The sequence below is a fragment of the Albimonas marina genome (assembly GCF_029223255.1).
Lineage (GTDB): Bacteria > Pseudomonadota > Alphaproteobacteria > Rhodobacterales > Rhodobacteraceae > Albimonas.
Genome location: NZ_JARHUC010000014.1, coordinates 25,072 through 49,308, shown reverse-complemented (window position 1 = coordinate 49,308; position 24,237 = coordinate 25,072). Strand labels below are relative to the sequence as shown.

Annotated in this window: 19 protein-coding genes; 6 read left to right on the top strand and 13 right to left on the bottom strand. The window is 73.7% G+C overall.

Annotated features, from left to right (window positions below):
• The first annotated feature begins 12 nt into the window (after positions 1–12).
• Positions 13–825, top strand: coding sequence for a cytochrome c1 (locus tag P2H44_RS25085; protein ID WP_275768200.1), 813 nt, complete (start codon positions 13–15; stop codon positions 823–825).
• A gap of 499 nt (positions 826–1,324) precedes the next feature.
• Here P2H44_RS25085 and P2H44_RS25080 read toward each other — a convergent pair whose 3' ends face one another.
• Positions 1,325–2,959, bottom strand: a complete 1,635-nt coding sequence (locus P2H44_RS25080) for a flavin-containing monooxygenase (protein WP_275768198.1) — start codon at positions 2,957–2,959, stop codon at positions 1,325–1,327.
• A 193-nt stretch (positions 2,960–3,152) separates the two neighbouring features.
• Here P2H44_RS25080 and P2H44_RS25075 point away from each other — a divergent pair, with 193 nt between their 5' ends.
• On the top strand, positions 3,153–3,578 hold the full coding sequence (locus P2H44_RS25075) for a hypothetical protein (protein WP_275768196.1): 426 nt from the start codon (positions 3,153–3,155) through the stop codon (positions 3,576–3,578).
• A 603-nt stretch (positions 3,579–4,181) separates the two neighbouring features.
• Positions 4,182–5,240, top strand: a complete 1,059-nt coding sequence (locus P2H44_RS25070; RefSeq protein ID WP_275768194.1) for an acetate/propionate family kinase — start codon at positions 4,182–4,184, stop codon at positions 5,238–5,240.
• 49 nt (positions 5,241–5,289) lie between these two features.
• On the opposite strand, the gene P2H44_RS25065 is transcribed toward P2H44_RS25070, so the two are convergent.
• From P2H44_RS25065 to P2H44_RS25055, 3 genes are all read right to left on the bottom strand, one after another.
• Positions 5,290–6,243 carry a calcium-binding protein gene (locus P2H44_RS25065; protein WP_275768192.1) on the bottom strand — a complete coding sequence of 318 codons (954 nt, stop codon included), beginning with the start codon at positions 6,241–6,243 and terminating at the stop codon, positions 5,290–5,292.
• Positions 6,244–6,563: 320 nt separating this feature from the next.
• Entirely contained in the window at positions 6,564–6,779 is a 216-nt protein-coding gene (locus P2H44_RS25060; RefSeq protein WP_275768190.1) for a hypothetical protein, read from the bottom strand.
• Positions 6,780–6,786: 7 nt separating this feature from the next.
• On the bottom strand, positions 6,787–7,737 hold the full coding sequence (locus P2H44_RS25055; protein ID WP_275768189.1) for an ADP-ribosylglycohydrolase family protein: 951 nt from the start codon (positions 7,735–7,737) through the stop codon (positions 6,787–6,789).
• Between the two features lie 111 nt (positions 7,738–7,848).
• Between P2H44_RS25055 and P2H44_RS25050 the strand changes: the two genes are divergently transcribed.
• Entirely contained in the window at positions 7,849–8,265 is a 417-nt protein-coding gene (locus P2H44_RS25050; RefSeq protein WP_275768188.1) for a hypothetical protein, read from the top strand.
• A gap of 324 nt (positions 8,266–8,589) precedes the next feature.
• Here P2H44_RS25050 and P2H44_RS25045 read toward each other — a convergent pair whose 3' ends face one another.
• On the bottom strand, positions 8,590–12,234 hold the full coding sequence (locus tag P2H44_RS25045; RefSeq protein WP_275768187.1) for a hydantoinase B/oxoprolinase family protein: 3,645 nt from the start codon (positions 12,232–12,234) through the stop codon (positions 8,590–8,592).
• 77 nt (positions 12,235–12,311) lie between these two features.
• On the opposite strand from P2H44_RS25045, the gene P2H44_RS25040 reads away from it, so the two are divergent.
• On the top strand, positions 12,312–12,788 hold the full coding sequence (locus tag P2H44_RS25040; protein WP_275768186.1) for a GNAT family N-acetyltransferase: 477 nt from the start codon (positions 12,312–12,314) through the stop codon (positions 12,786–12,788).
• 7 nt (positions 12,789–12,795) lie between these two features.
• On the opposite strand, the gene P2H44_RS25035 is transcribed toward P2H44_RS25040, so the two are convergent.
• From P2H44_RS25035 to P2H44_RS25015, 5 genes are all read right to left on the bottom strand, one after another.
• Complete coding sequence (locus tag P2H44_RS25035; RefSeq protein WP_275768185.1) at positions 12,796–13,263, bottom strand: DUF4279 domain-containing protein; 468 nt, start codon at positions 13,261–13,263, stop codon at positions 12,796–12,798.
• A gap of 115 nt (positions 13,264–13,378) precedes the next feature.
• Positions 13,379–15,502 (bottom strand): hypothetical protein, encoded by a 2,124-nt coding sequence (locus tag P2H44_RS25030; protein WP_275768183.1) that lies wholly within the window; start codon positions 15,500–15,502, stop codon positions 13,379–13,381.
• Positions 15,503–15,545: 43 nt separating this feature from the next.
• Positions 15,546–18,419, bottom strand: a complete 2,874-nt coding sequence (locus tag P2H44_RS25025; RefSeq protein ID WP_275768181.1) for a DUF4159 domain-containing protein — start codon at positions 18,417–18,419, stop codon at positions 15,546–15,548.
• Positions 18,420–18,528: 109 nt separating this feature from the next.
• Entirely contained in the window at positions 18,529–19,449 is a 921-nt protein-coding gene (locus P2H44_RS25020; RefSeq protein ID WP_275768179.1) for a DUF58 domain-containing protein, read from the bottom strand.
• Positions 19,446–20,471: an AAA family ATPase gene (locus P2H44_RS25015; protein WP_275768177.1), complete on the bottom strand. Its 1,026-nt coding sequence runs from the start codon at positions 20,469–20,471 to the stop codon at positions 19,446–19,448. The genes P2H44_RS25020 and P2H44_RS25015 overlap by 4 nt, the downstream gene beginning before the upstream one ends.
• 160 nt (positions 20,472–20,631) lie before the next feature.
• On the opposite strand from P2H44_RS25015, the gene P2H44_RS25010 reads away from it, so the two are divergent.
• Positions 20,632–21,270: a DUF1285 domain-containing protein gene (locus P2H44_RS25010; protein WP_275768175.1), complete on the top strand. Its 639-nt coding sequence runs from the start codon at positions 20,632–20,634 to the stop codon at positions 21,268–21,270.
• A gap of 31 nt (positions 21,271–21,301) precedes the next feature.
• Here the strand turns inward: P2H44_RS25010 and P2H44_RS25005 are convergent, their stop codons facing one another.
• Genes P2H44_RS25005 through P2H44_RS24995 form a run of 3 tightly spaced genes read right to left on the bottom strand, consistent with a single transcriptional unit; the run spans position 21,302 to position 23,958 of the window.
• Complete coding sequence (locus P2H44_RS25005; RefSeq protein ID WP_275768173.1) at positions 21,302–22,054, bottom strand: ABC transporter ATP-binding protein; 753 nt, start codon at positions 22,052–22,054, stop codon at positions 21,302–21,304.
• Positions 22,047–23,060, bottom strand: coding sequence for a branched-chain amino acid ABC transporter permease (locus P2H44_RS25000; protein WP_275768171.1), 1,014 nt, complete (start codon positions 23,058–23,060; stop codon positions 22,047–22,049). The genes P2H44_RS25005 and P2H44_RS25000 overlap by 8 nt, the downstream gene beginning before the upstream one ends.
• A complete protein-coding gene (locus P2H44_RS24995; RefSeq protein WP_462976329.1) occupies positions 23,053–23,958 on the bottom strand; it encodes a branched-chain amino acid ABC transporter permease in 906 nt (301 codons plus the stop codon). Before P2H44_RS24995 ends, P2H44_RS25000 begins: the two co-directional genes overlap by 8 nt.
• Positions 23,959–24,237 lie beyond the last annotated feature (279 nt).

Sequence of the window (24,237 nt, the reverse complement as noted above, 5' to 3'; positions counted from 1 at the left end):
AGGGAGAACACCATGAAGTTCCTGACCGCCGCCCGCTCCGCCGGCCTTCTGGCCGCCGCAGCGATCGCCTTCCCCCTCGCCGCCTCGGCGGCCGGGGGCGGGGGCCACGTCGAGGACGTCGACTTCTCGTTCGAGGGGCCGCTGGGCACCTTCGACCAGGCGCAGCTGCAGCGCGGCCTGCAGGTCTACAACGAGGTCTGCTCCGCCTGCCACGGGCTGAAGTTCGTGGCCTTCCGCACGCTGGGCGATCCCGGCGGGCCGGGCTACGACGAGGCCCAGGTGACGGCGCTGGCCGCCCTCTACGAGGTGCCGGACGACTCCGACGGCGCGGTTCCGGGCGACACCCGCACCGCCAAGCCCTCGGACAAGTTCCCGGCCAACATCGCCGCCGGCGCGCCGGACCTGAGCCTGATGGCCAAGGCCCGCGCGGGCTTCCACGGCCCCGCCGGCCTGGGCATCAACCAGCTGCTGAAGGGCCCGGGCGGCCCCGAGTACATCCACGGGATCCTCACCGGCTACACCGGCGAGACCCAGGAGGTGGCGGGCGTCACCCTGTATGAGAACCACGTGATGCCGGGCGGCCTGATCTCGATGCCGCCGCCGCTGTCCGAGGGGATCGTGGAATACGCCGACGGCACGCCCGCGACGGTGGACCAGATGTCGATGGACGTCTCGGCCTTCCTGATGTGGACCGCCGAGCCGAAGATGGCCGACCGCAAGGCCGCAGGCGCGCGCAACTTCATCTTCGTCGCCCTGCTGGCGGTGCTGCTGTACCTGACCAACAAGAAGCTCTGGGCGAACGTGAAGAAGAGGAAGGCCGCCTGAGGCCGCCCGATCCGACGAGATCGCCGAGGGACATGACGGGGCCCCGACCGCAAGGTCGGGGCCCTTCTCTTTTTCGCCCGCCGTCGCGTGGGCGCCGTCTCCCGCCCTCGCCTGCCCGCCCTCGCCCGCCCGCCCTGCCCCGCGGCTTCGCCCCGGCGTCGGAGCGCCCTGCCCCGACGCCCGTGTGGCGGAGCCCCGCCTCCCCCTGGGCGGCGTAGCGTGAGCGCAGGCTCAGGATGTGCGGGAAGGGGAAAAGGGGCGCCCCCCCGGCCCGGCCGGGCGCCGTCGCCCTCGACGCCGGGCGCTACGCCCCCCGGCGGAGCGCCGGGCCGCGAGGCCCGCGACCGAGGGGGTTCGACGCCCCCGAGGGCGCCGCCCCCTCCCCGTCGCCCGCGCGGCGCCCGGACGCGGAACGGCCGCCCGGGGCGCGGGCGGCCGTCAGTGGCGCTCCGTTCTGCGAGGGCGGGGAGCGCGGGCGCCCTGCCCGGCCGGGCGGGCCTCAGCCCGCGGCGGCGTCCGAGGCGGCGCGGCCCTTGCCCATGGACAGGCCCGGCCAGTCCTTCGCGGCCAGCTCCGCCACCTTCCGGCGATACTCGTCCTGGCCGATGTAGGGCATGAACACCCGCGGCTTGCCGGGGATGTTCGCGCCCATGTACCAGCTCGCCGCGCGGGGATAGAGCGTCGCCGAGGCGCGGGCGTTCACATGGGCGACCCAGGCCTCCTGCTCCTCCGGCTGCGCCTCCAGCCGGGTCGCGCCGCGCGCCTGCATACGCGAGAGCTGCTCGCAGATCATGTCCACGTGATGCTCGATCGAGACGATCATGTTGGTCAGGACCGAGGGGCTGCCCGGCCCGGTGATCAGGAACAGGTTGGGGAAGCCCGCCGTCATCAGGCCGAGATAGGCCTTGGGCCCCTCGGCCCAGGCCTCGGACATCCGCCGCCCGCCCTTGCCCACCGGGTCGATGTTGAGGATCGCCCCGGTCATCGCGTCGAAGCCGGTGGCGTAGACGATGGCGTCGTAGGCCTCCTCCCCGGCCGAGGTGCGCACGCCCGCCTCGGTCACCGTCTCCAGCGGCGTCTCGCGCAGGTTCACCAGCCGCACGTGGGGGAGGTTGAAGGTCTCGAAATAGTCGGTGTCCACGCAGATGCGCTTGGTGAAGATCGGATAGTCCTTGGGGCACAGCGCCTCGGCCGTCTCCGGGTCCTTCACGATCTCGCGGATGCGCTCGCGCACGAATTCGGCGGCGTAGGCGTTGGCCTCCTCGTCCAGCGCCAGGTCGTTGAAAGCGGCCGAGAAGGTGATGCCCCCCGTCTCCCAGCGGCGGGTGAACTCGGCCTCCCGCTCCTCGGGCGTCGCCTCAAGCACCGGCTTCTCGGGCAGCGTGGTGACGATGGCGTTGCGGGTGTTGGCGCGGGCCCAGGCGCGACGCTCCTGCGAGCGGGCGCGCCACGCCTCGCGCTGGGCGTCGGTCAGCCGCGCGTTGCGCGCGGGGATCGAGAAGTTGGGCGTGCGCTGGTGGACCACCAACTCCTTCGCCTGGGCGGCGATGATCGGGATCGCCTGGATCGCCGAGGATCCGGTGCCGATGATCGCCACCTTCTTGCCGGTGAAGTCCACGCCCTCATGGGGCCAGAGGCCGGTGTGGTAGGTCTCGCCCCGGAAGTCCTCGCGCCCCGGGATGTCGGGCATCGAGGTCGAGGACAGGCATCCGGTGGCGAGGATCAGCTGCGGCGCCTCGGCGGGGCCGGCCGAGGTCCGCACCCGCCACAGGCCCGCGGCGTCGTCCCACTCCGCCGCCTCGACCGAGGTCGAGAAGCTGATGTCGCGCTTCAGGTCGTGCCGCTCGGCCACGAACTCGGCATAGGCCTGGATCTCGGGCTGGGCGGCGTATTTCTCGGACCAGGTCCAGTCGCGCTCGAGCTCCGGGTCCCAGGAATAGGAGTACTGGAGCGATTCCACGTCGCAGCGCGCGCCCGGGTAGCGATTCCACCACCAGGTCCCGCCCACGCCCTCGGCCCGCTCGTAGACATGGGCGTTCAGCCCCATGCCGCGCAGGCGGTGGAGCATGTAGAGGCCGGCGAAACCGGCCCCGACGACGATGGCGTCGAATCGCGCGGGCTTGGGGTCCGACATGAAAATCCTCCCGGGATGACTGGGGCTTGTCGGCGGGCGAGCCCGCCTCGGCGTCTTCGCGCCGCGCGCATCATGGCCCCTGCCGGCCGACCGTTCAATAGCGGCGCAGGCGCGGGGACGGGGCGCGTAAACGGTTCCGAAACCCTGCCCCGCGATGCTTCCTGCGCGCCCCATGCGGGGCGGGAGGGTCGCGATGTCGCTGGACGCCCAGCTCGCGGCCGCCATGGGCTCGGTCCCCGAGTGCATCGCGGCCGGATACGTGGACATGAGCACCGGGATGCTGATGTCGATCCGCACGCTCGACACTCACCCGCAGGAGGTGCTGGACCTGGTGGCCGCGGCCACCGCCGACCTGTTCCAGGGCCCCACCGTCTCGGAGATCGAGCGGCGGTTCAAACGGGAGCGGGGCCTGCCCGAGAAGAAGGAGATCCGCTATTTCAAGGAGATGCTGGTCCTGTCGGAGAACCTGATCCACGTGTTCCTGCGCGCGCCCTCGCAGCCGGACCACGCGGCGGTCTTCGTCACCCGGCGCACGGCGAACGTGGGCATGGTGCTGACCAAGGCCCGCATGTCGATGAGCGCCCTCGGCGAGGCCGTGCAGGGCCCCGCCGGAAGCTGACGCCGCCCGACGCCCACGGCGCGGCCGGGAGGGCGGCGCTCGCCCCGCCGTCGTGCGCCTCGGCGGCTGCGCGGGCCGCGGCGTCCAAGGACGGACGCGCGGTCGTCCGGCCCGCCGAGCCTCCCCGCGCGGGCGGCCCCCGGCGGCGAGGCACGGCGATTTGCGTTCCGGTCGCACGGCACGGCGTCGCGCGCTCCGTCCGCAAGCGACGGCGCCGCCGCTTCGGCTGCGCGGCATGGCGACACGCGCCCGCCGCGCGGGAGGATGACGCACGCTCCGCCCGCGAGGGACCGCGACGCACGCTGCCCCCATGCGGGACGCTTCGGTCCGGCGCTGCAGCCTGAGGACGTCCTTCGGTGCCCCCCGGCGACGGGCGACGTTCGTCCTGGCGAGCGCAGGACGATGGGATGCAGCCGCGCAGCGCGGCGCGGCCGTCGACGGCGCCCGGCCTGCGCCCGTCGCCGCCGCGTCCCCGCTCGTCCTCGCCTTCACACGCGGGCTCGGCGCGAGGGCGGTTCGGTCCGGCGCCATGCCGCGCCCCAATCCGGGACAGGCCGCGCTAGGGTGTCGGCGAATTTCAGCGCCGCCGCCACGAGGCCCGACATGACCGCAGCATCCCCCGCCCGCGACTGGATCCTGACGCTGAACGCGGGATCATCCTCGCTGAAGCTCGCCGCCTACGACCTCGACGGGGCGCTGGTCGGCGCGGGGCAGATGAGCGAGCTCGACGTGATGACCGTGCCCGCCGGCCGCATCGCCGAGGCGGTCGCGGGGCTGAAGATCGCGGACCTCGCGCCCGCCCCCGTCGCCGTCGGCCACCGCGTCGCCCACGGCGTCGAGTTCCGCGCGCCCGGCGAGCTGACCGCGGAGATGCGCGCGGCGCTGGAGCGGGCCTGCGCCTTCGCGCCCCTGCACAACCCGCCCGCGCTGCACGTGATCGACGCGGCCGCCGAGCTCTACCCCGACGCGCGCCGCATCGCCTGCTTCGACACAGCCTTCCACGCCGGCCAGCCCGCGGTCGAGACCACCTTCCCGATCCCCGAGCGCTGGCGCGCCGCGGGCCTGCGCCGCTACGGCTTCCACGGGCTGAGCTACGCCTCGATGGTGCGCCGCCTGCCCGACCAGCTGGGCGCCCCCCTGCCCCGCCGCCTGCTGGCTTGCCACCTGGGCGCCGGCTCCTCGATGGCGGCGATCCTCGAGGGGACCTCGGTCGCCACCACCATGGGCTTCTCGCCGATGGAGGGGCTGGTCATGGCCACCCGCTGCGGGGAGCTCGACCCCGGCGTGATCTTCCACCTGCTGCGCAACGGCGAGCCGGTGGAGGCGCTGGAGCGCGCGCTGAACCGCGACAGCGGACTGAAGGGTCTGGCGGGCTCCGGCTCGATGAAGGAGCTGCTGGAGCGCGAGGACGCCGCAGCGCGCTTCGCGGTGGACCACTACTGCCACTGGGCGCTGCGCCACGCGGGCTCGTTGATCGCCTGCATGGGGGGCGTGGACGCGATCTGCTTCACCGGCGGCATCGGCGAGCATGCCGCTCCGGTGCGCGCGCAGATCCTCGACGGGCTGCGCTGGGCGGGGCTGGACGAGGCCCGCTGCCACGTGATCGTGGCGGACGAGGCGGGCGAGATCGCCCACGCCACGCTCGCCATCCTGAAGGGCTGAACGCGCAGGGGCCCGGCCTCGCCGCCGGGCCCCCGCCGTCGGCCGGTCGTCAGGCCAGGATCAGGAAGTCCGAGGCCGAGAGATCGTCGGCGTCCGTCTTCGCCAGCGTCAGCACCGATCCGCCGCCGAAGTCGAAGACGAGGTCGCAGCCGTCCTCCGTCGCCAGCGCCATGATGCCCGCGAAGGTCGAGGCGGGCAGCGGATCGCCGAAGTCGGAGATCAGGACCAGCAGGTCCTCGCCCGGGCGGAAGTCGGCCACCAGGTCGGCGCCGTCGCCCATGAAGTACTCGAACTCGTCCGCGCCCCGGCCGCCGACCAACAGGTCGTCGCCGCGCCCGCCGCCCAGGACGTCGTCGCCCCGGCCGCCGTAGATCGCGTCGTCCCCGTCGCCGCCATAGGCGCGGTCGTCCCCGTCGCCGCCGTCGAGCAGGTTGGTCGTCGGCGTCGCCCCGAAGGCGGTGCCGGACGAGCCGTCGGCGTAGAGCACGTCGTTCCCGTCGCCGCCGTAGAGCAGGTCGATCCCCTCGCCGCCGCGCAGCGCGTCGTCGCCGTCGCCGCCGTAGGCCAGGTTGTTCCCCGCCCGGTCGGCGAGCACGCCCACCGCGTCGGTGTAGATCACGTCGTTCCCGGCGCCGCCGTAGATCACGTCGTCGCCCAGCCGCACGTCGTAGAGCGAGGACGGATCGGTGCGGAAATCGCCGTAGATCACATCGTCGCCGTCGCCGCCGAAGATCAGGTCGTCGCCGGCCTGGGTGGCGGGCGAGGTCGCGGCGGTCTGGCCTGCGGCGGGGATCAGCGAGCCCGCGTCGCCCACGATCAGGTCGCCGCCGCCGAAGCCCAGGATCAGGTCGTCGCCGAGGCTCGACCCCGCCTCGATCCCCGCGGCGCCGTCGCCGAAGAGCGAATCATCGCCCCAGGTTCCCAGCAGCAGGTCGGGCCCGCCGTGGAAGCCGTGAAGGCTGCCGAAAATCTGTCCGAAATAGCTCCCCAAACCCCGAGGCATGGTACGCACCCCCCTGCAGGGCCGCGCGGCGGGAGAAGGCCGCGGGGCCGTCAATGAACGCAGGGGCAAGTGTTAATAATTCTGAACGGATTCGCCACCGCTTTTTTCCACGGCTCGGAAACGCTCGCCGGGAATTCCGCGCCAAGGCGCGCGGGACGCCTGCGCCGTTCATCAGGAGAAACGTCGCGCGCCCGTCGCCGCTCCAGCCCCGGCGCCGCCCCCGGCGCCGCCTGCCGGGCCGGGCGCCGGGCGCCGGGGGCCGCAAGGCCCCGCGGCCGAGGGGGTTCGACGCCCCCGAGGACGCCCACCCGGCCCCAGGCTCAGCCCAGGATCACGCCCACAGCCACCAGGGCGAGGCCGATGAAGCCGGTGCCGACCGAGGCGAAGTTGACCGCGTTGAGCTTGCGCAGCCGGGTGCGGATCTCCTCCGGGGCGCGGTCGGGGGAGCGCAGGCGCAACCCCTCGCGGATGCACCACGCGAGGCCCGCCAGCCCCAGGACCGCCAGAACGGCGCCCACCCAGATCAACGCCTGCATCACTCGATCAATCCTCTCCGATCACGCCCGCGATTTCGGCGGCGAGCGACTCGCCGTCATGCAGTCTCAGCAGCCACGGCGCCGGAACGCCGGCGCCGCCGAGGCCATGTATGGCCCCTTCCGCGGCGCCCACCAGGATCGCGCGGCCGCAGGAATCGCCGCCCGCGCGGATGTTCATCTCCACCGCCTCGGCGAAGCTGCGCGCGTGCAGCAGGATGTGGGCGGCGACGGGCACGGACATCGACATCGGGCAGGCGCGCCCGACGTCGCCGGCGAAGGCGACCGGGTCGAGGCCGGCGGCGCGGGCGCGAGCGAGGCCCTGGGCCACCGCCTCGGGCGCGCCGGTCTCGCCGGCGGCCACGGCCTCGGCCGGGCTCGCCCCGATCAGGGCGGCGGCGAGGATGCGCGCCCCGGCCAGGGCCCAGTCGCGCGCCTCGTCGCCGGTGTTGGTGATCGCCACCGCGGCCGCGAGCTGCACCGCGTCCCCCGCTCCGCCGGGACGGCACAGCAGCGCGGGCAGGCGCGCGAAGCCGGGGATCTGGTCGTCCTCGACGCCCGAGGGCGCGCGCCGGTCGGCGGCGAGGTTGGCGAGCGTCCCGCGGGTGGCGTGGTCGATGTAGCCGCGCCACCAGCCGCCCGCGCCGAAGGCGTCGGCGAACCGGTCTTGCGCCGCCTCCGCGTCGAATACGCCGCCGCGGTCGGCGATGGCCTGCATCGCGGTGCGCAGGGCGGCGCCGTATTGCGACAGGTCGCCGGCGCGCTTGCCGTGGTGGACGAAGACGCCCGCCGCGCCCTGGAAGTCCGCGGGATCCGGCTCGCGGAAGATCAGCGGCCCCTCCAGCGAGGCGATGCGCGCGGGATCGTAGAGCCAGTGCAGCCCCAGGGCGGCCGCGTCGGCGACGAGCGCGCCCAGAAGGGCGGCCTCGGCGCGGTCGCGCCGCTCAAGTCTCGCCTGCATGATCGGCCTCCCTTCGGGATCTGGGCAGTCGTCCCGCGTTACCAGAGCGCGCCGCCCCGTGCTATGGTCAGGCGGTCGCGTGCGCGCGACGGGAGACGGAGGAGAGAGGCGGTGCTGAAGTCGCTGGGCCTGATGGTGACCGCCGCGGTGGGCCTGGGCGGCATCGCGGTCAGCGCCTGGAACTACGCCGCGACGCAGGAGCTCGCCGCCCGCCGGCCGTTCCTCGAGCGTCAGATGACGCTGTGCTTCGAGGCCTCGCGCCTCGCCGCCCAGCTCGCCACCTCCCCCGACGCGGCCGTGCGCGGCAAGGCCGGCGCGCGGTTCGAGGAGCTCTACTGGGGCGAGCTCGCCATCGTCGAGGACGCGGCGGTCGAGCAGTCGATGGTCGCCTTCCGCAAGGTCTGGACCGCGGGCGAGGACGCCTCCGCCCTGCGCACCCCGGCGCTGCGCATCGCCCATCGCTGCCGCGACCTGGTGCTGTCGAGCTGGGGCATCGACCTCGGCCCCCTGCCCTCCCTGCGCCCCTGACGCGCGCCGCCCGCCCCGGGCGCCCGCGCGCCCCACGCCCCGCCGCGAGCGCCTGTTCTTCGGAGCCGTCCGTCGCTGATGCCGTTAAGAGCGAGTCGGGGGGAGGGGTCCAGGATCGCGAAGCGACCCCCGAAGGGGGCTTGTCCTTGACCCCTCCCCCCGACTCGCTCAGGCATCTTCAGCGACGGACGGATCCGAAGGACAGGCGCGGGCCTGTTCTTTGGTGAGTTCCCGAAGCGGCCTTCCGCGGGCCTCCGGCCCGCGCGCGCGGAACGCGCGCCAGCCAAGCCCGCCCGCAGGGCGCCTGCAGACCGATCGCTCGCGTCACTCCTCCGGCAGGCATCCCCCGCCCGAAGGCGTGTCGAGCCAGAAGACGTCGCCCGCCGCCATCTCGGTCTTGTCGGCCGAGCGGAGCTCGTCGACCGTCCCGTCCGCCCGCTCGATCCGCGTGCGCCCCAGCGCCCCCGGCCCGCCGCCCATCAGCCCCGGCGGGGGCGTGACGCGGTGGCCCGAGAGGATCGAGGCGGTCATCGGCTCCAGGAACCGGATCCGCCGCCGGGTGCCGTCGCCGCCGCGGAATTTCCCGGCCCCACCGGAGCCGCGGCGGATCGAGAACTCCTCCAGCAGCACCGGGAAGCGCCATTCCAGCACCTCGGGGTCGGTGAGGCGGGAGTTGGTCATGTGCGTGTGCACGCCCGAGGTTCCCGGATGCCCGGTCCCGTCGTTCAGGAGCCCCGCGCCGGAGCCGCCGCAGACCGTCTCGTAATACTGATACTGCGCATTGCCCCAGGTGACGTTGTTCATCGTCGACTGGGCCGCCGCCTGCACGCCCAGCGCCAGCAGCAGGCAGGAGGTCACCGCCTGGGAGACCTCGACGTTCCCCGCGATCACCGCCGCCGGATACTCCGGCCGGATCATCGAGCGGGGCGGCACGATCACGTTGAGGGGCTTCATCACCCCCTCGTTCATCGGGATCGAGTCCTCGACCAGCAGGCGGAAGACGTAGAGCACCGCGGCGCGCGTCACCGGCTCGGGCGCGTTGTAGTTGGTCGCCATCTGGTGGGTGGTGCCGGTGAAGTCGACGGTCGCCTCGCGCTTCTCGGCGTCGACGGTGATCTTCACCCGGATCTCGCGATGCTCGCCGTCGTAGTCGGGGTCCATCGGGTAGACGTACTCGGCGTCCTTCAGCGTCGCGATCGCCCGGCGCACGCATTCCTCGGCGTTGTCCTGGACGTGGCGCATGTAGGCGTCGACCACCTCGCGGCCGAACTGGGCGACCATCTTGCGAAGCTCGCGCGCGCCCTTCTCGCAGGAGGCCACCTGGGCCTTGAGGTCGGCGATGTTCGTGTCGGGCGCCCGGCAGGGCCATTCGCCCGACATCAGCAGCGCGCGCGTCTCCTCCTCCCGGAACACGCCCTGGTCGACGAGCTTCCAGTTGTCGATCAGCACGCCCTCCTCCTCGACCCGCCGGCTGTCCGGGGGCATCGAGCCGGGCGTCAGGCCGCCGATGTCGGTGTGGTGGCCGCGGGCGGAGGTGTAGAAGACGATCTCGGTCTCGGTCTCGTCCCAGACGGGCGTCACCACGGTGACATCGGGCAGGTGCGTGCCGCCGTTGTAGGGGGCGTTCAGCACGAAGACGTCGCCGGGCTTCATCACCGGGTTCTGCTCGATGATCGACTTCACCGAGGCGCCCATCGAACCGAGGTGCACCGGCATGTGCGGCGCGTTGGCGATCAGGTCGCCCTCGGCGTCGAAGACCGCGCAGGAGAAGTCGAGCCGCTCCTTGATCGTCACGGAGGCGGCGGTGTTCTCGAGCACCGCGCCCATCTGCTCGGCGATCGACATGAAGAGGTTGTTGAACACCTCCAGCAGCACCGGGTCGGCGGTGGTGCCGGCGGCCTCGGTGCGGGCCTTCGCCTTGATCCGGAACAGCTTCACGTGGTCATGGGCGGTGATGCGGGCCTGCCAGCCGTCCTCGATCACGATCGAGGTGTGGGGCTCGACCAGCACCGCGGGGCCGGTGAGGACGTCGCCGGGGCGCATCTCCTCGCGCTTCACGTAGCGGGCTTTCCGCCACTCGCCTTCGGAGAAGAACTCGCCCTCCAGCGCGGTGGGGAAGGCGGTCTCGTCGCGCTCGGCGGTCTCGTGGGCGGGTTCGGAGAGGTCGGCGGCGCGGCCGACGGCCTCCTGGCTGATCGCCTCGATCACCAGGGGCTTGTCGCCGGGATCGAAGCCGAAGCGCTGGCGGTGGGCCTCGGCGAAGGCCTCGCGCATGTCGCCCTCGGTCGACAGCGGGATCTCGATGGCGGTGTCGGTGCCCTCGACCTTCAGCAGCAGGCGGGGGTGGTAGGTGATCTCCTTGGGGTTCACGCCCTGCTTCTCGACCTCGCCGCCCACGATCATCGACATGCGGTCGAGGTCGGCGGCGGCCTGCAGGCGGGTCTCGCGGGTCAGGCGCGCCTCGACCGCCTGCTGGCGGGAGGCGCGGATGTCCGCGAGCCCCATGCCGTAGGCCGACAGCAGCGAGGCCAGCGGGTGGATCAGCGCCCGCTCCATCCCCAGCAGGTCGGCGATGCGGCAGGCGTGCTGGGCCCCGGCGCCGCCGAAGACGGTGAGGCAGTACTTCGAGACGTCGTGGCCGCGCTGGACCGATATCGTCTTCACCGCATTCGCCATGTTCTCGCAGGCGATGCGCAGAAAGCCGTCGGCGAGCTCCTCGGGGGTGCGTCCGACCTCCTCGGCCATCTCCTCGAACTTCTTCCGCGTGGCGGCGGCGTCCAGGGGCTGGTCGGCGTTGGGGCCGAAGATCGAGGGGAAGAACTCCGGCTTCAGCTTGCCGACCATGACGTTGGCGTCGGTGACGGCCAGCGGGCCGCCGTTGCCGTAGCAGGCGGGGCCGGGATACGCGCCGGCGCTCTCGGGGCCCACCTGCAGGCGGCCGTCCTTGTACTGCAGCAGGCTGCCGCCGCCGGCGGCGACGGTGTGGATGTGCATCATCGGGGCGCGCAGGCGCACGCCCGCGACCTCGGTGTGCAGCACGCGTTCGAACTCGCCGGCGTAGTGGCACACGTCGGTGGAGGTGCCGCCCATGTCGAAGCCGATGATCCTGCGCTCGTCGGCGATCTCGGAGGTGCGCACCGCGCCCACCACGCCGCCTGCGGGGCCCGAGAGGATCGCGTCCTTGCCCTGGAAGAGCGTCGCGTCGGTCAGCCCGCCGGAGCTCATCATGAACATCAGTTTGCCGCCCAGCGCCTCGGCGCCTTCGTCTTCCCCGACCCGGTCGAAGGCCGAGGCGACGCGGTCCACGTAGCGGCGCAGGATCGGGCTCAGGTAGGCGTCCACCACGGTGGTGTCGCCGCGGCTGACCATCTTCATCAGCGGGCTGACCTCGTGGGAGGCCGAGACCTGGCCGAAGCCGACCTCGCGCGCGATTTCCGCCGCGCGCTTCTCGTGCTGGGGGTGGCGATAGGCGTGGACGAAGACGATGGCGACCGCGTCGATGCCATCGGCCTTCGCGGCCTCCAGCTCGGCGCGCAGGGCGTCCTCGTCCAGCGGGGTCTCGACCGTGCCGTCGGGCAGCAGCCGCTCGTCGGCCTCAACCACCTGCTCGTAGAGCAGTTCGGGCAGCACGATGTGGCGGTCGAAGAGGCGCGGGCGGTTCTGGTAGCCCAGCCGAAGCTGGTCGCGCAGGCCCTTGGTGATGACCAGCAGGGTGCGGTCGCCCTTGCGCTCCAGCAGCGCGTTGGTGGCCACCGTGGTGCCCATCTTCACGGCGTTGATGCGGGCCGCGGGGATCGCCTCGTCGGAGCCGAGGCCCAGGAACCGGCGGATCCCCTCGAGGGCCGCGTCAGGATACTGATCGGGATTTTCCGAGAGCAGCTTGGCGGTATGGATCGCGCCGTCGGGGTCGCGGGCGACCACGTCGGTGAAGGTGCCGCCGCGGTCGATCCAGAAGTCCCACCGGCTCATCCATGCCTCCTTCACCAGCCCATCCCGCAGGCGTAAAGGGGGTTTGGGACGGAGGCAACCGCGGGCGGGCGAGGGGCATGGAAATCAGGGCGCTGAGCGAGGGCGATCTGGGGGCGGTGGCGGAGATCTGGAACCCGATCATCCGCGACACCGCGATCACCTTCAATCCGGTGGAAAAGACGCTCGACGACCTGCGCGCCTGGCTATCGGCGCCCGGCCCCGCGCTGGGGGCGTTCGAGGGGGAGCGGCTGCTCGGCTTCGCCTCCGCCCACCAGTTCCGCGGGGGCCTGGGCTACCGGCGCACCTTCGAGCATTCGATCAACCTGGGCCCCGAAGGCCGCGGCCGCGGCCTCGGCCGCCCGCTGATGGAGGCGCTGTTCGACGCCCTGCGCCCGACCGAGGTGCACAGCCTGATCGGCGCGATCACCGCGACCAACGCCGTCTCGATCGCCTTCCACGCGCGCCTGGGCTTCGTCGAGGTCGGCCGCATCCCCCAGGCCGGCTGGAAGTTCGACCTCTGGCACGACCTGGTGCTGATGCAGAAGATCCTCTGACGCGGCCTCAGCGCGCGATGTCCTTCATGAAGAACTGCTCGCGCAGGTCCGAGACGATCTCGTGGATGTCGCCGAGCGAATAGATGTCGAACCAGAAGCCGATCCCCAGATCGGTCACACGTCGCTGCAAGTCGAAGTTCGGCGCCCAGCAGAACGCCTGCCAGACCTGGGCCACGCACACGAATTCCAGCCGGTGGCGCGGCAACAGACCCAGCAGCGCGTCGCGCTTCAGATCCAGTCGCCAGAGGAGCGCCTCGAGGTGATCGTCCAGCGGCTGCCTGTCGTCCAGCCCGCTGTCGATGCTCCAGTGCGAGCCGCGCCGCCGGCGCAGGCGGTCCTGCACCTCGAACGTGTCGCCCCGCTTCCAGACCTTGTCCGGCTCGATCTTCAGGACGCGCGTGATCTCCTCGGGATCCGAGGGATCGACCACGCGGAAATACGCGTAGAATCTGTCGGTGACGGGCGGCGAGGTCACGGCGACTCCTCGGACTGCGGCGCATGCCTGTGCCACGATTCCGGTCGGGCGTCATACGCTCCGTCGCGGGATCCCGGAACCAGGCGACCCGCGTGACCTGCCGACAACGCCCCCCTCAGCGCCCCTCGATCCGCCAGGCCCCCAGCGCCAGCCCCGCCGCCAGCAGCAGCATCAGCCAGCCCGGCGCCAGCGGGGTGAGGGTGATGTCGCGAACGGCGTAGGCCTCCTGCCGCGCCATGCCGATCCAGCCGCGGCCCGCCGCGGTGCGCCCGGGGCGCACGCGGCGCAGGTCGGGCATGCCGTCGTCGAGGCGCAGGACGCCCCCGCGGGTGGCGTCGACCAGCGAGGCGAGCACCGCGCCGGTGGAGACGGGGTTCTCGAACTCCTTGGGCGCCGGCGGGCCGACGGCGGCGACGCCTTCGAGGACCCCGTCGGTCAGGGTCCACAGGCCCGGCTCCTCGGCGCGGATCTGCGCCTGCCAGCGGCCGGGGCCGACCTCGACGAAGGCGGTCTCCTGCGTCTCGCCGGTGGGGGAGGTGGCGGTCAGCCGCTGGGGCGTGGTCTCGACCGAGCGGCGGGTGACGGTGACCTCGGCGCCGTGGACCTCGGCGGTCAGCGCCTCCTCCTCCAGCTCCGGCTCCTTCATCAGCCAGTGGGCGAGGCGGCGCAGCAGCTCCGCCTGGGGCCCGCCGCCCTCGAAGCCGCGCGACCACAGCCAGGCGTGGTCGGAGGCCAGCGCGGCCACCCGCCCCTCCCCCACCCGGTCGAGGATCAGGAGCGGCGCCTGCGCCGCGCCCGACATCACGGTCTGGCCGGAGGTCGCCTCCAGCTCGATCTGGCGGAACCAGCGGCCCCAGGTGGGGCCCTCGGCGTCGTCCGCGGCCTCGGCCGAGGGGGCGGGCTGGATCGCGGCCTCGTGCACCAGGCCCGCGGTGACGGGGTGGCGCTCGCCGATCTCGGTCACCTGCGGGCGATAGCCCTGCTCGAAGATCCGGGCGGTGGGCCGGCCGGGCAGGATCGAGCGCAGCGGCGTGCGATAGAGGCTCTCGACCCCTGCGAAGGCGGGGCCCGAGGCGATCAGAATCGCGCCGCCGTCGCGCACGTAGCGGGCGACGTTCTCGATATAGGCGTTGGGCAGCACGCCGCGGCGGCGGTAGCGGTCGAAGATGATCAGGTCGAACTCGTCGACCTTCTGCATGAACAGCTCCCGCGTGGGGAACGAGATCAGCGAGAGCTCGAAGACCGGCACCCCGTCCTGCTTGGTGGGGGGCCGCAGAATGGTGAAGTGCACGAGATCGACCGAGGGGTCGGCCTTCAGGAGGTTGCGCCAGGTCCGCTCGCCCGGATGCGGCTCGCCCGAGACCAGCAGCACCCGCAGGCGGTCGCGCACGCCGTTCACGGCGAAGACGGCGGCGTTGTTGCGGTCGGTCAGCTCGCCCTCGCGCATCGCGACCGAGAGGGACACGACGTTCGAGCCGCCGTGCTTGATGGGGATCGGCAGGGTGGCGGTCTGGCCCACCGGCGCGTCGATCACGGTGTGGATGCGCCCGTCGATGCGCACCTCGACGCGCGCGAAGCGGGTCGCCTCCTCGGGGGCGTCGCCCAGCGCCTCGACGCGGAAGGCGACGTCCACCTCCTCGCCCACGATGCCGAAGGCGGGCGCGGTCTGGAGGGCGAGGCGGCGGTCCCATTCCCCCTCGTGGCCGGTCAGCAGGACGTGGACGGGGGCGGGGAAGTTCGCGAAGAGGTCCGCGTCATGTGCCTGGCCGTCGGTGACCAGCACCGCGCCGGCGATGCGGTCGGGCGCGACCTCGGCCGCCGCGGTCTCCAGCGCGGTGAGCAGGCGGGTGCCCTGGTCGGCGTCCTCCACGCTCTCGCCGCGGCGGGCGACGCGCACGGTGCGGATCTCCATCGGCGCGTCGGGGTCGCGGGCGAGGGTCTCGAGGGCGGCCTGAAGCTCCTCCTCCGCCTGCGCGGTCTGGTCGTCGCGGCCGTCGATGGCGTTCGAGGCGCTCTCGTCGATCACCACCAGGGCCACGTCGGGCAGCGGGTCGCGCAGCTCCTGCGTCAGGGACGGGTTGCCGAGGGCTGCCAGCAGCGCCAGCGCCGCCAGCCCGCGCAGCGCCCAGCCGGGGGAGCGCAGGACCAGCGACAGGGCCACCGCGGCCAGCGACAGCGCGGCGAGCGCGGCCAGCCACTCCAGCGGCAGCAGGGGGGCGAAGTCGATCTCGGCGTTCATGCGCGGGTCGTCTCCTGCATCCGGGGCGGGATCGGGGGCGCCATCAGTTGCCCAGCCGCTCGAGCAGGGCGGGCACGTGCACCTGGTCGGACTTGTAGCTGCCGGTCAGCACGTACATCACCAGGTTCACGCCGAAGCGGAAGGCCATCTCCCGCTGCCGGCCGCCGTCGCGGCCGACGGGGATCATGAACTGGCCGGCGTCGTCCACCGCCCAGGCCGCGGCCCAGTCCGCCGCCCCGATCACCACCGGCGAGACGCCGTCGTTGAGGTGGCGGAACGGGGCGCCGTCGGTCTCGGACGCGTCGGCCGCGGCCTCCAGCCAGACCTCGCCGCCGCGCCAGCGGCCGGGGAAGGACTGGAGGAGGTAGAAGGTGCGGGTCAGCACGTGGTCGGCGGGCGCGGGCTCCAGCGGCGGCAGGTCGAGCGGCGCCGCGAGCCGGCGCAGGGCGCGCCCCTCCGGCGTGCCGGTGCCGAAGCCCGAGGCGAGATGCGCGTCGCGGGTGTCGAAGACGATCATGCCGCCGGTGCGGGTGAACTGGTTGAGCTTGGCGTAGGCCGCGTCCGAGGGCGTGGCCATGTCGGCGGCGACGGGCCAGTAGAGCAGCGGGTAGAAGGCGAGCTCGTCGCTTTCCAGGTCGACGCCGATCGGGTCGGCGGGCTCGACCGCGGTGCGCGAGGTCAGCACCCGCGACAGGCCCCTGAGCCCCGCCTCGGAGATCGCGTCGATCTGGGGATCGCCGGTGATCACGTAGGCGAGCACGGTGTCGAGCGTCGCGGCCAGCGCCTTGGCGTCGGCGGCGGGGCTCGCGGGATCGCGCACCGCCCGCTCCCCGGCCTGCTGGGCCTGGGCGGCGCCGGCGGCGAGGACCAGGCCCGCGGCGAGGACCAGGCCCGCGGCGAGAACCGTCGCGATCCCGGCGGCGGCGCGGCGCGGCAGGCGCAGGCGCCCGGCGACGGCCAGCGCCGCGACCGCGTCGATGGCGAGCAGGATCAGCGCGGCGGCGAGCAGCGCGCCCTTGTAGTCGCGCTCCACCGCGCGGGTCATGCTCTCGATCCGTGCGGAGGCGGGGGGCGGGTCCGCGGGGGTCAGCTCGGTCTCGGCGTCGGAGAGGTTGATCGCCACCGTCCGCTCGCCCGCGCGCCAGACGCCCGGGGGCGCGTCGGGGCCGGGGCGGGCCTCGGCCAGCCGGGCGCCCTGCACGCCGCGCAGGCGGCCCGGGTCGGCGGGGCGGCCGTAGCCGTCGAGCACGGTGACCGGCGTCCAGACCGCGCCCTCCAGCTGCTCCAGCGTCGCGTCGGGGGAGACGGAGGCGGCGAGCGCCAGCCGCTCCAGCATCTGCACGAAGAGGCCGGAGAGGGGCAGCGAGGACCACTCCGCGTTGGCGGTGACGTGGAACAGCACCACGCGCCCGTCGCCGCGGTCGGCGGCGGTGACGAGCGGCGTGCCGTCGGCGAGCGCGGCCTGGGTGCGTTCGGCGAGGTCGGGGCCCGGCTGGGCCAGCACCTGCCGGCGCACGGTCACGTCGGGGGGCACGGGCAGGCCCGCGAAGACCGAGGTCTCGGCGAAGGGGCGCACGCCCTGCGGCGCCTCCCACGACATCGCGCCGCCCACGGCGCGGCCGCCCGCGCGCAGGCGCACGGGAAGCAGCGGATCCTCCCCCGTCGGGCCGCCCGAGGCCGCGTCGCGCAGCGCCTCGGTCTCGGCCCGCGCGGTGCGGGCCCCGGCGAAGCGGACCAGCAGGCCGCCCTCGTCCATCCATTCGGTCAGCGCCTCGCGCTGGGCGTCGGTCATCACGCCGAGGTCGGCCAGGATGATGGCGTCGGGGCGCGCCTCGATGATCTCGTCGAGCGAGCCCTCGACCACCTCGGCCGTCGGCTCCAGCGCCTTGCGCAGGTAGTGCAGCGAGGAGGTCAGCGGGCGCGAGCCGGCGTCGTCCTCGCCCGAGATCAGGCCCACGCGCTTGCGGCGCACCGCGTCGTCGGCGAGCGCCACGCCGCCTGCGGAGGGCTCGCCCAGGATCGCCACCCGCTCGACCTGGTTGCGCAGCTCCAGCGGCAGGTCGAAGGCGAGGTCGACGGTCGAGGCGCCTTCGGGGAAATCGGCCTCGGCCACGGCCAGGCGTCGCTCGGCCCCCTCGGGGCCCCGGCCGATGGCGGCGGCGGTCACCGTGCGGGGGCCGGCGGCGGGATCGGCGCGCAGGGCGGTCGCGACCAGCGCGCCCCCCTCCAGCCGCGGCGGGCGAAGCGCGAGGGCGAGGCGGTCGGGGCCGACCACGGTCAGCGGGCCGGCGTCGGTCAGCAGCTCGCCCAGGTCGCCCGCGTCGCCGTGGGAGAGGCCGTCGGTCAGCCACAGCGTCTCGAATCCGCCGAGCGTCTCGTCCAGCGCCTCGACCGCGTCGGCGAAGGCGTCGCGGTCGGGGGCCCAGGGGCGGGGGACCATCGCCTCGACCGCGCCGCGCCAGTCGCCGGCGGGGCGGGCGGCGGGCGGCTCGCCGCCGGGCATCGGCTCGGCGAGGTTGATCAGCACGGCGGGACGGCCGGCGCGCTCGGCCTGCTCCAGCGCCTCGAGGGCGCGGGCGCGGCGCGCCTCCCAGTCGGGGGCGGAGGCCCAGCCGCCGTCGAGCGCAACCACCAGCGCGCCGTCGCCGCCGAAGTCGCGCGTCGGGTTTTCGACCGGGCGGGCGAAGGCGAGGATGGCGGCCGCGACCGCCAGCAGCCGCAGCAGCAGCAGCCACCAGGGCGTGCGATCCGGCATCCGCTCGGGGTCCTGGAGGCCGAGCAGCAGGCGCACGCCGGGGAAGCTGATCCGCCGGGGCGCGGGCGGGGTGGCGCGCAGCAGCCACCACAGCGCCGGCAGCGCCGCGAGGCCCAGCAGCAGCCAGGGGTTCAGGAAGGCGATCGAGCCGATGCTCAGCATTCCAGGTCACCTCTTGCGCGGGCCTGCCGCGCCTGGGGTTTCAGCGGTTCGAGCGGACCGGACGGCGCGGACCCGCGGCGCGAGGCCCGTGCTATGCCGGCCGCGGCCCTCATGCGGCGCCGATGGCGGCGTAGAGCCACAGCAGCGCCTTGCGCGGGCTCTCGTCGGTGCGGTGGATCAGGCAGCGCCAGCCGCAGCTTCGGGCGGTGTCCATCAGGTCGGCGCGGCGTTCGGCGAGCCGCTCCAGGTAGGCCTCGCGCAGGCCGCGGGCGCGGTGGGTCTCGAACTCGACCGTGCCGCCGAGGGAGCGCAGGACGAGGCGGCCGTCGAAGGGGAAGCTTTCTTCCGCCGGGTCGACGATCTGGACGTAGGCGCCCGAGACGCCCCGCTCGGCCGCGTGGAGAAGGGCGGGGAAGATGTCTTCGCGCGGGCCCATGAAGTCGGAGAGGAACACCGCCTTGCCCCCGGCCGCGAGCGCGGTGCGCGGCGGCGCGCCGAAGTCGGGACGGATGTCCTCGGGTCCGGTACGCGACAGCTCCAGCGCCATGCGCATCAGCTGCGGCTCGCCGGTGGCGGGGCGTTCGGCCTGGGTGCCCAGCAGGCTCGTGCGCTCCCCGCCCCGGGTCAGCAGCACGCCGAGCGCGAGCGCCAGCAGGCGCGCCCGCTCCCCCTTGGTGCGGGGGGCGAGGTCGGAGACGTAATCCATCGAGCGCGCCGGATCGGCCCAGATCGAGACGGTCTGCGCCGCCTCCCACTCCATCTCCCGGATGTAGTGCGCGTCGGAGCGGCCGGAGCGGCGCCAGTCGATGGCGGTCGCGGGGTCGCCGGGCATGGCCTGGCGATACTGCCAGAAGGTCTCGCCGGGGCCGGAGCGGCGGCGCCCGTGCACGCCCGGGACCACCGAGGCGGCCAGCCGCTCGGCCTCCGCCAGCAGCGGCGGCAGGGCGCCGGAGATCTGCTCGGCGTCGCGCCGCAGCCAGGCAGGGCTGCCCCGGTCGGGAAGAGGAGAGGCCGCGGGGGCGCGGCTCACGCGGCGGCCTCGTGTTCATGGAGGCCGGCGACCAGCCCGTCGATCACGGCCTCGATCGTCTGGCCCTCGGCCTTGGCGGCGAAGGTCAGCGCCATGCGGTGCTTCAGCGCCGGGCGCGCCAGCGCGGCGACGTCGGCGATGGAGGGGGCGAGGCGCTGCTCGAGCACCGCCTTGGCGCGCACCGCCATCATCAGCGCCTGGGCGGCGCGGGGGCCGGGGCCCCAGGCCACGGCGCGCTCCACCGCGGCGGTCGCCTCCGGCTCCCCGGGACGGGCGCGTCGGACGAGGGCGAGGATCGCCTCCACCACGCTCTCGCCCACGGGCATCCGGCGGATCAGCCGCTGGGCGGCGATCAGGGAGGCGGCGTCGAAGACCGGCTGCGCCTCGGCGTCGTCGAGACCGGTGGTGGCGAGCAGGATCGCCCGCTCGGCGTCCAGCGTGGGATAATCGACGTCGATCTGGAGGAGGAAACGGTCCAGCTGCGCCTCGGGCAGCGGATAGGTGCCCTCCTGCTCGATCGGGTTCTGGGTGGCCAGCACGTGGAAGGGCTTGGGCAGCGGGCGGTTGGCGCCGGCGACCGTCACCTCCTTCTCCTGCATGGCCTGCAGCAGGGCGGACTGGGTGCGGGGCGAGGCGCGGTTGATCTCGTCGGCCATCAGCAGCTGGCAGAAGATCGGGCCCTGGATGAAGCGGAAGGCGCGCCCGCCGTGGGCGTCCTGCTCCAGCACCTCGGCGCCGAGGATGTCGGCGGGCATCAGGTCGGGGGTGAACTGCACGCGGGCGGCGTCGAGGCCCATCACCCGGCCCAGCGTCTCGACCAGGCGGGTCTTGGCGAGGCCGGGCGCACCGACCAGCAGGCCGTGGCCGCCGGAGAGGAGCGCGTTCAGGGTCAGGTCCACGACCGTCTCCTGCCCGATCACCCGTCGCCCGATCTGCTCGCGCGCACGGGCCAGGGTGGCGCCCAGCGCCTCGATCTCGGCGAGGAGGTCGCCGGCGGTCTCGGGGGCGGGAGCGTCGGTCATGGAGCCTCTCCGTTCTGGGGGCGCGCCGGCGCGGGGCGCACGGTCCGCAGCGCCGCGAAGGATTCGGCATCCTCACGCGACATCCTTTGAAAAGAGTAAGCGTCGGACCTAGCTTGTCCAAGAGCGCCGGCGCCGCGGCGACCCGAACGGGAGGAGAACCATGGCCGAGACGGATCAAGACCTCGCGAGCCGCCCGTCATCGGACGCCGCGGAAGGCGCGGCGGCCCCGAATGCGGATGGGCTGGCCAAATCGATCCAGACCCTGGGCAAGAAGCGCGGCCCGGCCCCGGTGCACCTGTGGAACCCGCCGTTCTGCGGCGACCTCGACATGCGGATCGCCCGCGACGGGACCTGGTGGTACCTGGGCACCCCGATCGGGCGGCCGGCGCTGGTGAAGCTGTTCGCGAGCGTCCTGCGCAAGGACGACGACAAGTACTTCCTCGTCACCCCGGTCGAGAAGGTCGGGATCACGGTCGACGACGCGCCTTTCGTGGCGGTCGACTTCCGCGTCGCCGATCCCGGCGGCCCCGACCAGGCGCTGACCTTCGTCACCAACGTCGAGGACGAGACGCAGGCCGGCCCCGAGCACCCGATCCGCGTCGCCCGCGACCCCGAGACCGGCGAGCCCAGCCCCTACGTCCACGTTCGCGCGAACCTCGAGGCGCTGATCGACCGCAAGAGCTTCTACCGGCTGGTCGACATCTGCGAGCACCGGGAGGTGGAGGGCGAAAGCTGGTTCGGCGTCCGCTCGGGCGGCGAGTTCTTCCCCGTGATCCCCTCGGCGGAGCTGCCGGAGTAGGCCCCCCCCTGCCCCGCCCCGCCGGGTCGGCTCAGTCCTCGCCGAGGTAGGCGCGGCGCACCTCGGCGTCGGCGCGGATCTCCTCGACCGAGCCCGAGGCGATCACCCGGCCCGCCACCAGCACCGAAATGCGGTCGGCGAGGCGGAAGACCGCGTCCATGTCGTGCTCGACCAGCAGGATCGGCGCCTCGGTCTTCAACGTCTCGAGCAGGTCGCCGAGCTGGGCGGACCCCTCCATGCCCAGGCCCGCCATCGGCTCGTCCAGCAGCAGGGCCTTCGGACCGAGGGCGAGGGCGCAGGCGACCTCGAGCAGGCGACGCTCGCCGTGGGAGAGCTCGGCGGCGGGGACCCCGGCGCGGGCGAGGAGGCCCACCCGGTCGAGCGCGGCGTCGGCGGCCTCGCGCAGGGCGCGGTCCCAGGCGACGGGGCGCAGGAAGCGGAAGCTGGAGCCCTGGCGCGCCTGCGCCGCGATCATCGCGTTGCGCCGGGCCGAGAGGGGGGCGGCCAGCGACGAGACCTGGAAGCTGCGCCCCAGCCCCCTGCGCGCGCGGGCCGCGACGTCGAGCGCGGTGACGTCCCGCCCGCCCAGCTCGATCCGCCCCGCGTCGGGGGCGATCCAGCCGGCGATCTGGCCGATCAGCGTGGACTTGCCCGCCCCGTTGGGGCCGATCAGGGCGTGGATCTCGCCCGGGCGCAGGTCGAGGCTCACGTCGTCGGTGGCGGTCAGGCCGCCGAAGGCCTTGCGCAGTCCGTGGACGGCGAGGGCGGGGGCGGGCTCAGCCATCGCGGCGCCTCCCGGCGAGGGCGCCGACGATGCCGCCGCGGAAGAACAGCACCACCGCCAGCAGGGCGAGGCCCAGGAAGAAGGGCCAGCGCTCGGTCGCGCCGCCCAGGAAGGTCTCGAGCAGGACCCAGGCGGCGGCGCCGGCGACGGGGCCCGCCAGGCGCCCGACGCCGCCCAGGATGCAGAACACGATCAGCTCGCCCGACATGTGCCAGGACAACATGGTGGGCGAGACGAAGCCGTTGAGGTCGGCGTAGAGCGCCCCCGCCCAGCCGGTCATGACGGCCGAGATCGCGAAGGCGGTCAGGCGGATCGGGAAGGGGCGGATGCCGGCGGTGGCGAGGCGCGTCTCGTTCAGCCGCGCCATGGTCAGCGCCGCGCCGAAGCGCGAGGACATCAGCGCCCGGGTGATCGCCATCGTCGCGAGCAGCCCCGCGAAGGCCAGCGCGAAGAAGGTCAGCGGATCGTAGCTGTCGAGCCCGGGGAACCCGTTGCGCACGTAGATCGAGAGCCCGTCCTCCCCCCCGTAGGCGGGCCAGGAGACGGCGAAGTAGTAGACCATCTGCGCGAAGGCGAGCGTGATCATGATGAAGTAGACGCCCGAGGTGCGCAGCGACAGCGCCCCGATGGCGAGCCCCGCCAGCCCCGCCATCGCCATCCCCGCCAGCCAGATCGGCGGCATCTGGTCCGAGGCCTCGAGCACGAAGGGCCAGGAGAACACCGGCTCGTAGTTCATCGCGTGGTGGGCGGCGATGCCGGCGGCGTAGCCGCCCAGGCCGAAGAAGGCGGCGTGACCGAAGCTGACCATGCCCCCGAAGCCCAGCGCCAGGTTCAGCCCCACGCCGGCCATGGCGAGGATGGCGATGCGCGACGCGAGGTTCACGTAATAAGGCTCGCCGGCCGCGTCCGCCCAGACGGCGAAGCCCGCCAGGGCGGCCAGCAGCGCGAGGCTGACCAACGGCTCGCGCCAGGCGGCGGGGGCGTGGGGGATCGCGGTCTCAGCCATCAGCCGGAAAGAGTCCCTTGGGCCGCACGACCAGCACGCCGGCCATCAGCAGGTAGATCAGGAGCGAGGCGACGGCGGCGCCGACGCCCGACGCCTCGGAGGGCGGCAGGAAGGCCGCGAAGCCCATCGGCAGGAAGACGCGGCCCAGCGTGTCGACCACGCCCACCAGCAGCGCGCCCACGAGCGCGCCCTTGATCGAGCCGATGCCGCCGATGACGATGACCACGAAGGCGAGGATCAGCACCGGCTCGCCCATCCCCACCTGCACCGACTGCAGCGCGCCGACCAAGGCGCCGGCGAAGCCCGCGAGCCCCGCCCCCAGCGCGAAGACGGCGGTGTAGAGGACGGCGATGTTCACCCCCAGCGCGCCGATCATCTCCCGGTCGCTTTCGCCCGCACGGATCCGCATGCCCATGCGGGTGCGCGAGATCAGCAGCCACAGCAGGACCGCCGCGGCGATGCCGGCCCCGATGATGGCGAGGCGATAGACCGGGTAGGCCGCGCCCCCGGGCAGCGCCACGGCGCCCTGAAGGGCGGCCGGCACGTCCAGCCACAGGGGCTGCGGGCCGAAGATCCAGCGCGCCCCCTCGGAGAAGATCAGGATCAGCGCGAAGGTCGCCAGCACCTGGTCGAGGTGGTCGCGGTCGTAGAGGCGGCGCAGCACCAGCACTTCGACCACCGCGCCCGCCGCGGCGGCGGCCAGGGCGCCTGCGACCAGCCCCAGCCAGAAGCTGCCCGTGCTCCCCGCCACCCAGGCGCAGACGAAGGCGCCGGTCATGTAGAGCGAGCCGTGAGCGAGGTTGATCAGCCCCATCACGCCGAACACCAGCGTCAGGCCCGCGGCGGCGAGAAACAGCATCACGCCGAGCTGAACCCCGTTCAGCAGCTGCTCGATCATCAGGGCGAGGGTCACCGGGTCTCCGCGGTCGAGGTCGGGATCAGGGAGGGCGGACGCAGGCGCCGCTGCGCGGCGTCTCGTCCTGCGGACGGGAGGCGCCGGGCCCTGGCGGAGCGAGGCCGGCGGAGGGGGGGGCGAGAGACCGCCGGCGCGACGGTTCCGCGATGGGGGAGCCGCCCTTCGGGCGGGATCGCGCCGCTGCGCGGCGCGGGCCGGAGATCAGGCCGCCCTGTGGGCGGCGATGCGCCGCGAAGCGGCGCCTGCGGAAGGCTCGCCGGA

Excerpts from the sequence above, each read along its gene's own strand:
- P2H44_RS25085 (WP_275768200.1), top strand. The coding sequence starts at position 13 with ATGAAGTTCCTGACCGCCGCCCGCTCCGCCGGCCTTCTGGCCGCCGCA.
- P2H44_RS25080 (WP_275768198.1), bottom strand. The coding sequence starts at position 2,959 with ATGTCGGACCCCAAGCCCGCGCGATTCGACGCCATCGTCGTCGGGGCC.
- P2H44_RS25075 (WP_275768196.1), top strand. The coding sequence starts at position 3,153 with ATGTCGCTGGACGCCCAGCTCGCGGCCGCCATGGGCTCGGTCCCCGAG.
- P2H44_RS25070 (WP_275768194.1), top strand. The coding sequence starts at position 4,182 with ATGACCGCAGCATCCCCCGCCCGCGACTGGATCCTGACGCTGAACGCG.
- P2H44_RS25065 (WP_275768192.1), bottom strand. The coding sequence starts at position 6,243 with ATGCCTCGGGGTTTGGGGAGCTATTTCGGACAGATTTTCGGCAGCCTT.
- P2H44_RS25060 (WP_275768190.1), bottom strand. The coding sequence starts at position 6,779 with ATGCAGGCGTTGATCTGGGTGGGCGCCGTTCTGGCGGTCCTGGGGCTG.
- P2H44_RS25055 (WP_275768189.1), bottom strand. The coding sequence starts at position 7,737 with ATGCAGGCGAGACTTGAGCGGCGCGACCGCGCCGAGGCCGCCCTTCTG.
- P2H44_RS25045 (WP_275768187.1), bottom strand. The coding sequence starts at position 12,234 with ATGAGCCGGTGGGACTTCTGGATCGACCGCGGCGGCACCTTCACCGAC.
- P2H44_RS25040 (WP_275768186.1), top strand. The coding sequence starts at position 12,312 with ATGGAAATCAGGGCGCTGAGCGAGGGCGATCTGGGGGCGGTGGCGGAG.
- P2H44_RS25030 (WP_275768183.1), bottom strand. The coding sequence starts at position 15,502 with ATGAACGCCGAGATCGACTTCGCCCCCCTGCTGCCGCTGGAGTGGCTG.
- P2H44_RS25025 (WP_275768181.1), bottom strand. The coding sequence starts at position 18,419 with ATGCTGAGCATCGGCTCGATCGCCTTCCTGAACCCCTGGCTGCTGCTG.
- P2H44_RS25015 (WP_275768177.1), bottom strand. The coding sequence starts at position 20,471 with ATGACCGACGCTCCCGCCCCCGAGACCGCCGGCGACCTCCTCGCCGAG.
- P2H44_RS25010 (WP_275768175.1), top strand. The coding sequence starts at position 20,632 with ATGGCCGAGACGGATCAAGACCTCGCGAGCCGCCCGTCATCGGACGCC.
- P2H44_RS25005 (WP_275768173.1), bottom strand. The coding sequence starts at position 22,054 with ATGGCTGAGCCCGCCCCCGCCCTCGCCGTCCACGGACTGCGCAAGGCC.
- P2H44_RS25000 (WP_275768171.1), bottom strand. The coding sequence starts at position 23,060 with ATGGCTGAGACCGCGATCCCCCACGCCCCCGCCGCCTGGCGCGAGCCG.
- P2H44_RS24995 (WP_462976329.1), bottom strand. The coding sequence starts at position 23,958 with ATGATCGAGCAGCTGCTGAACGGGGTTCAGCTCGGCGTGATGCTGTTT.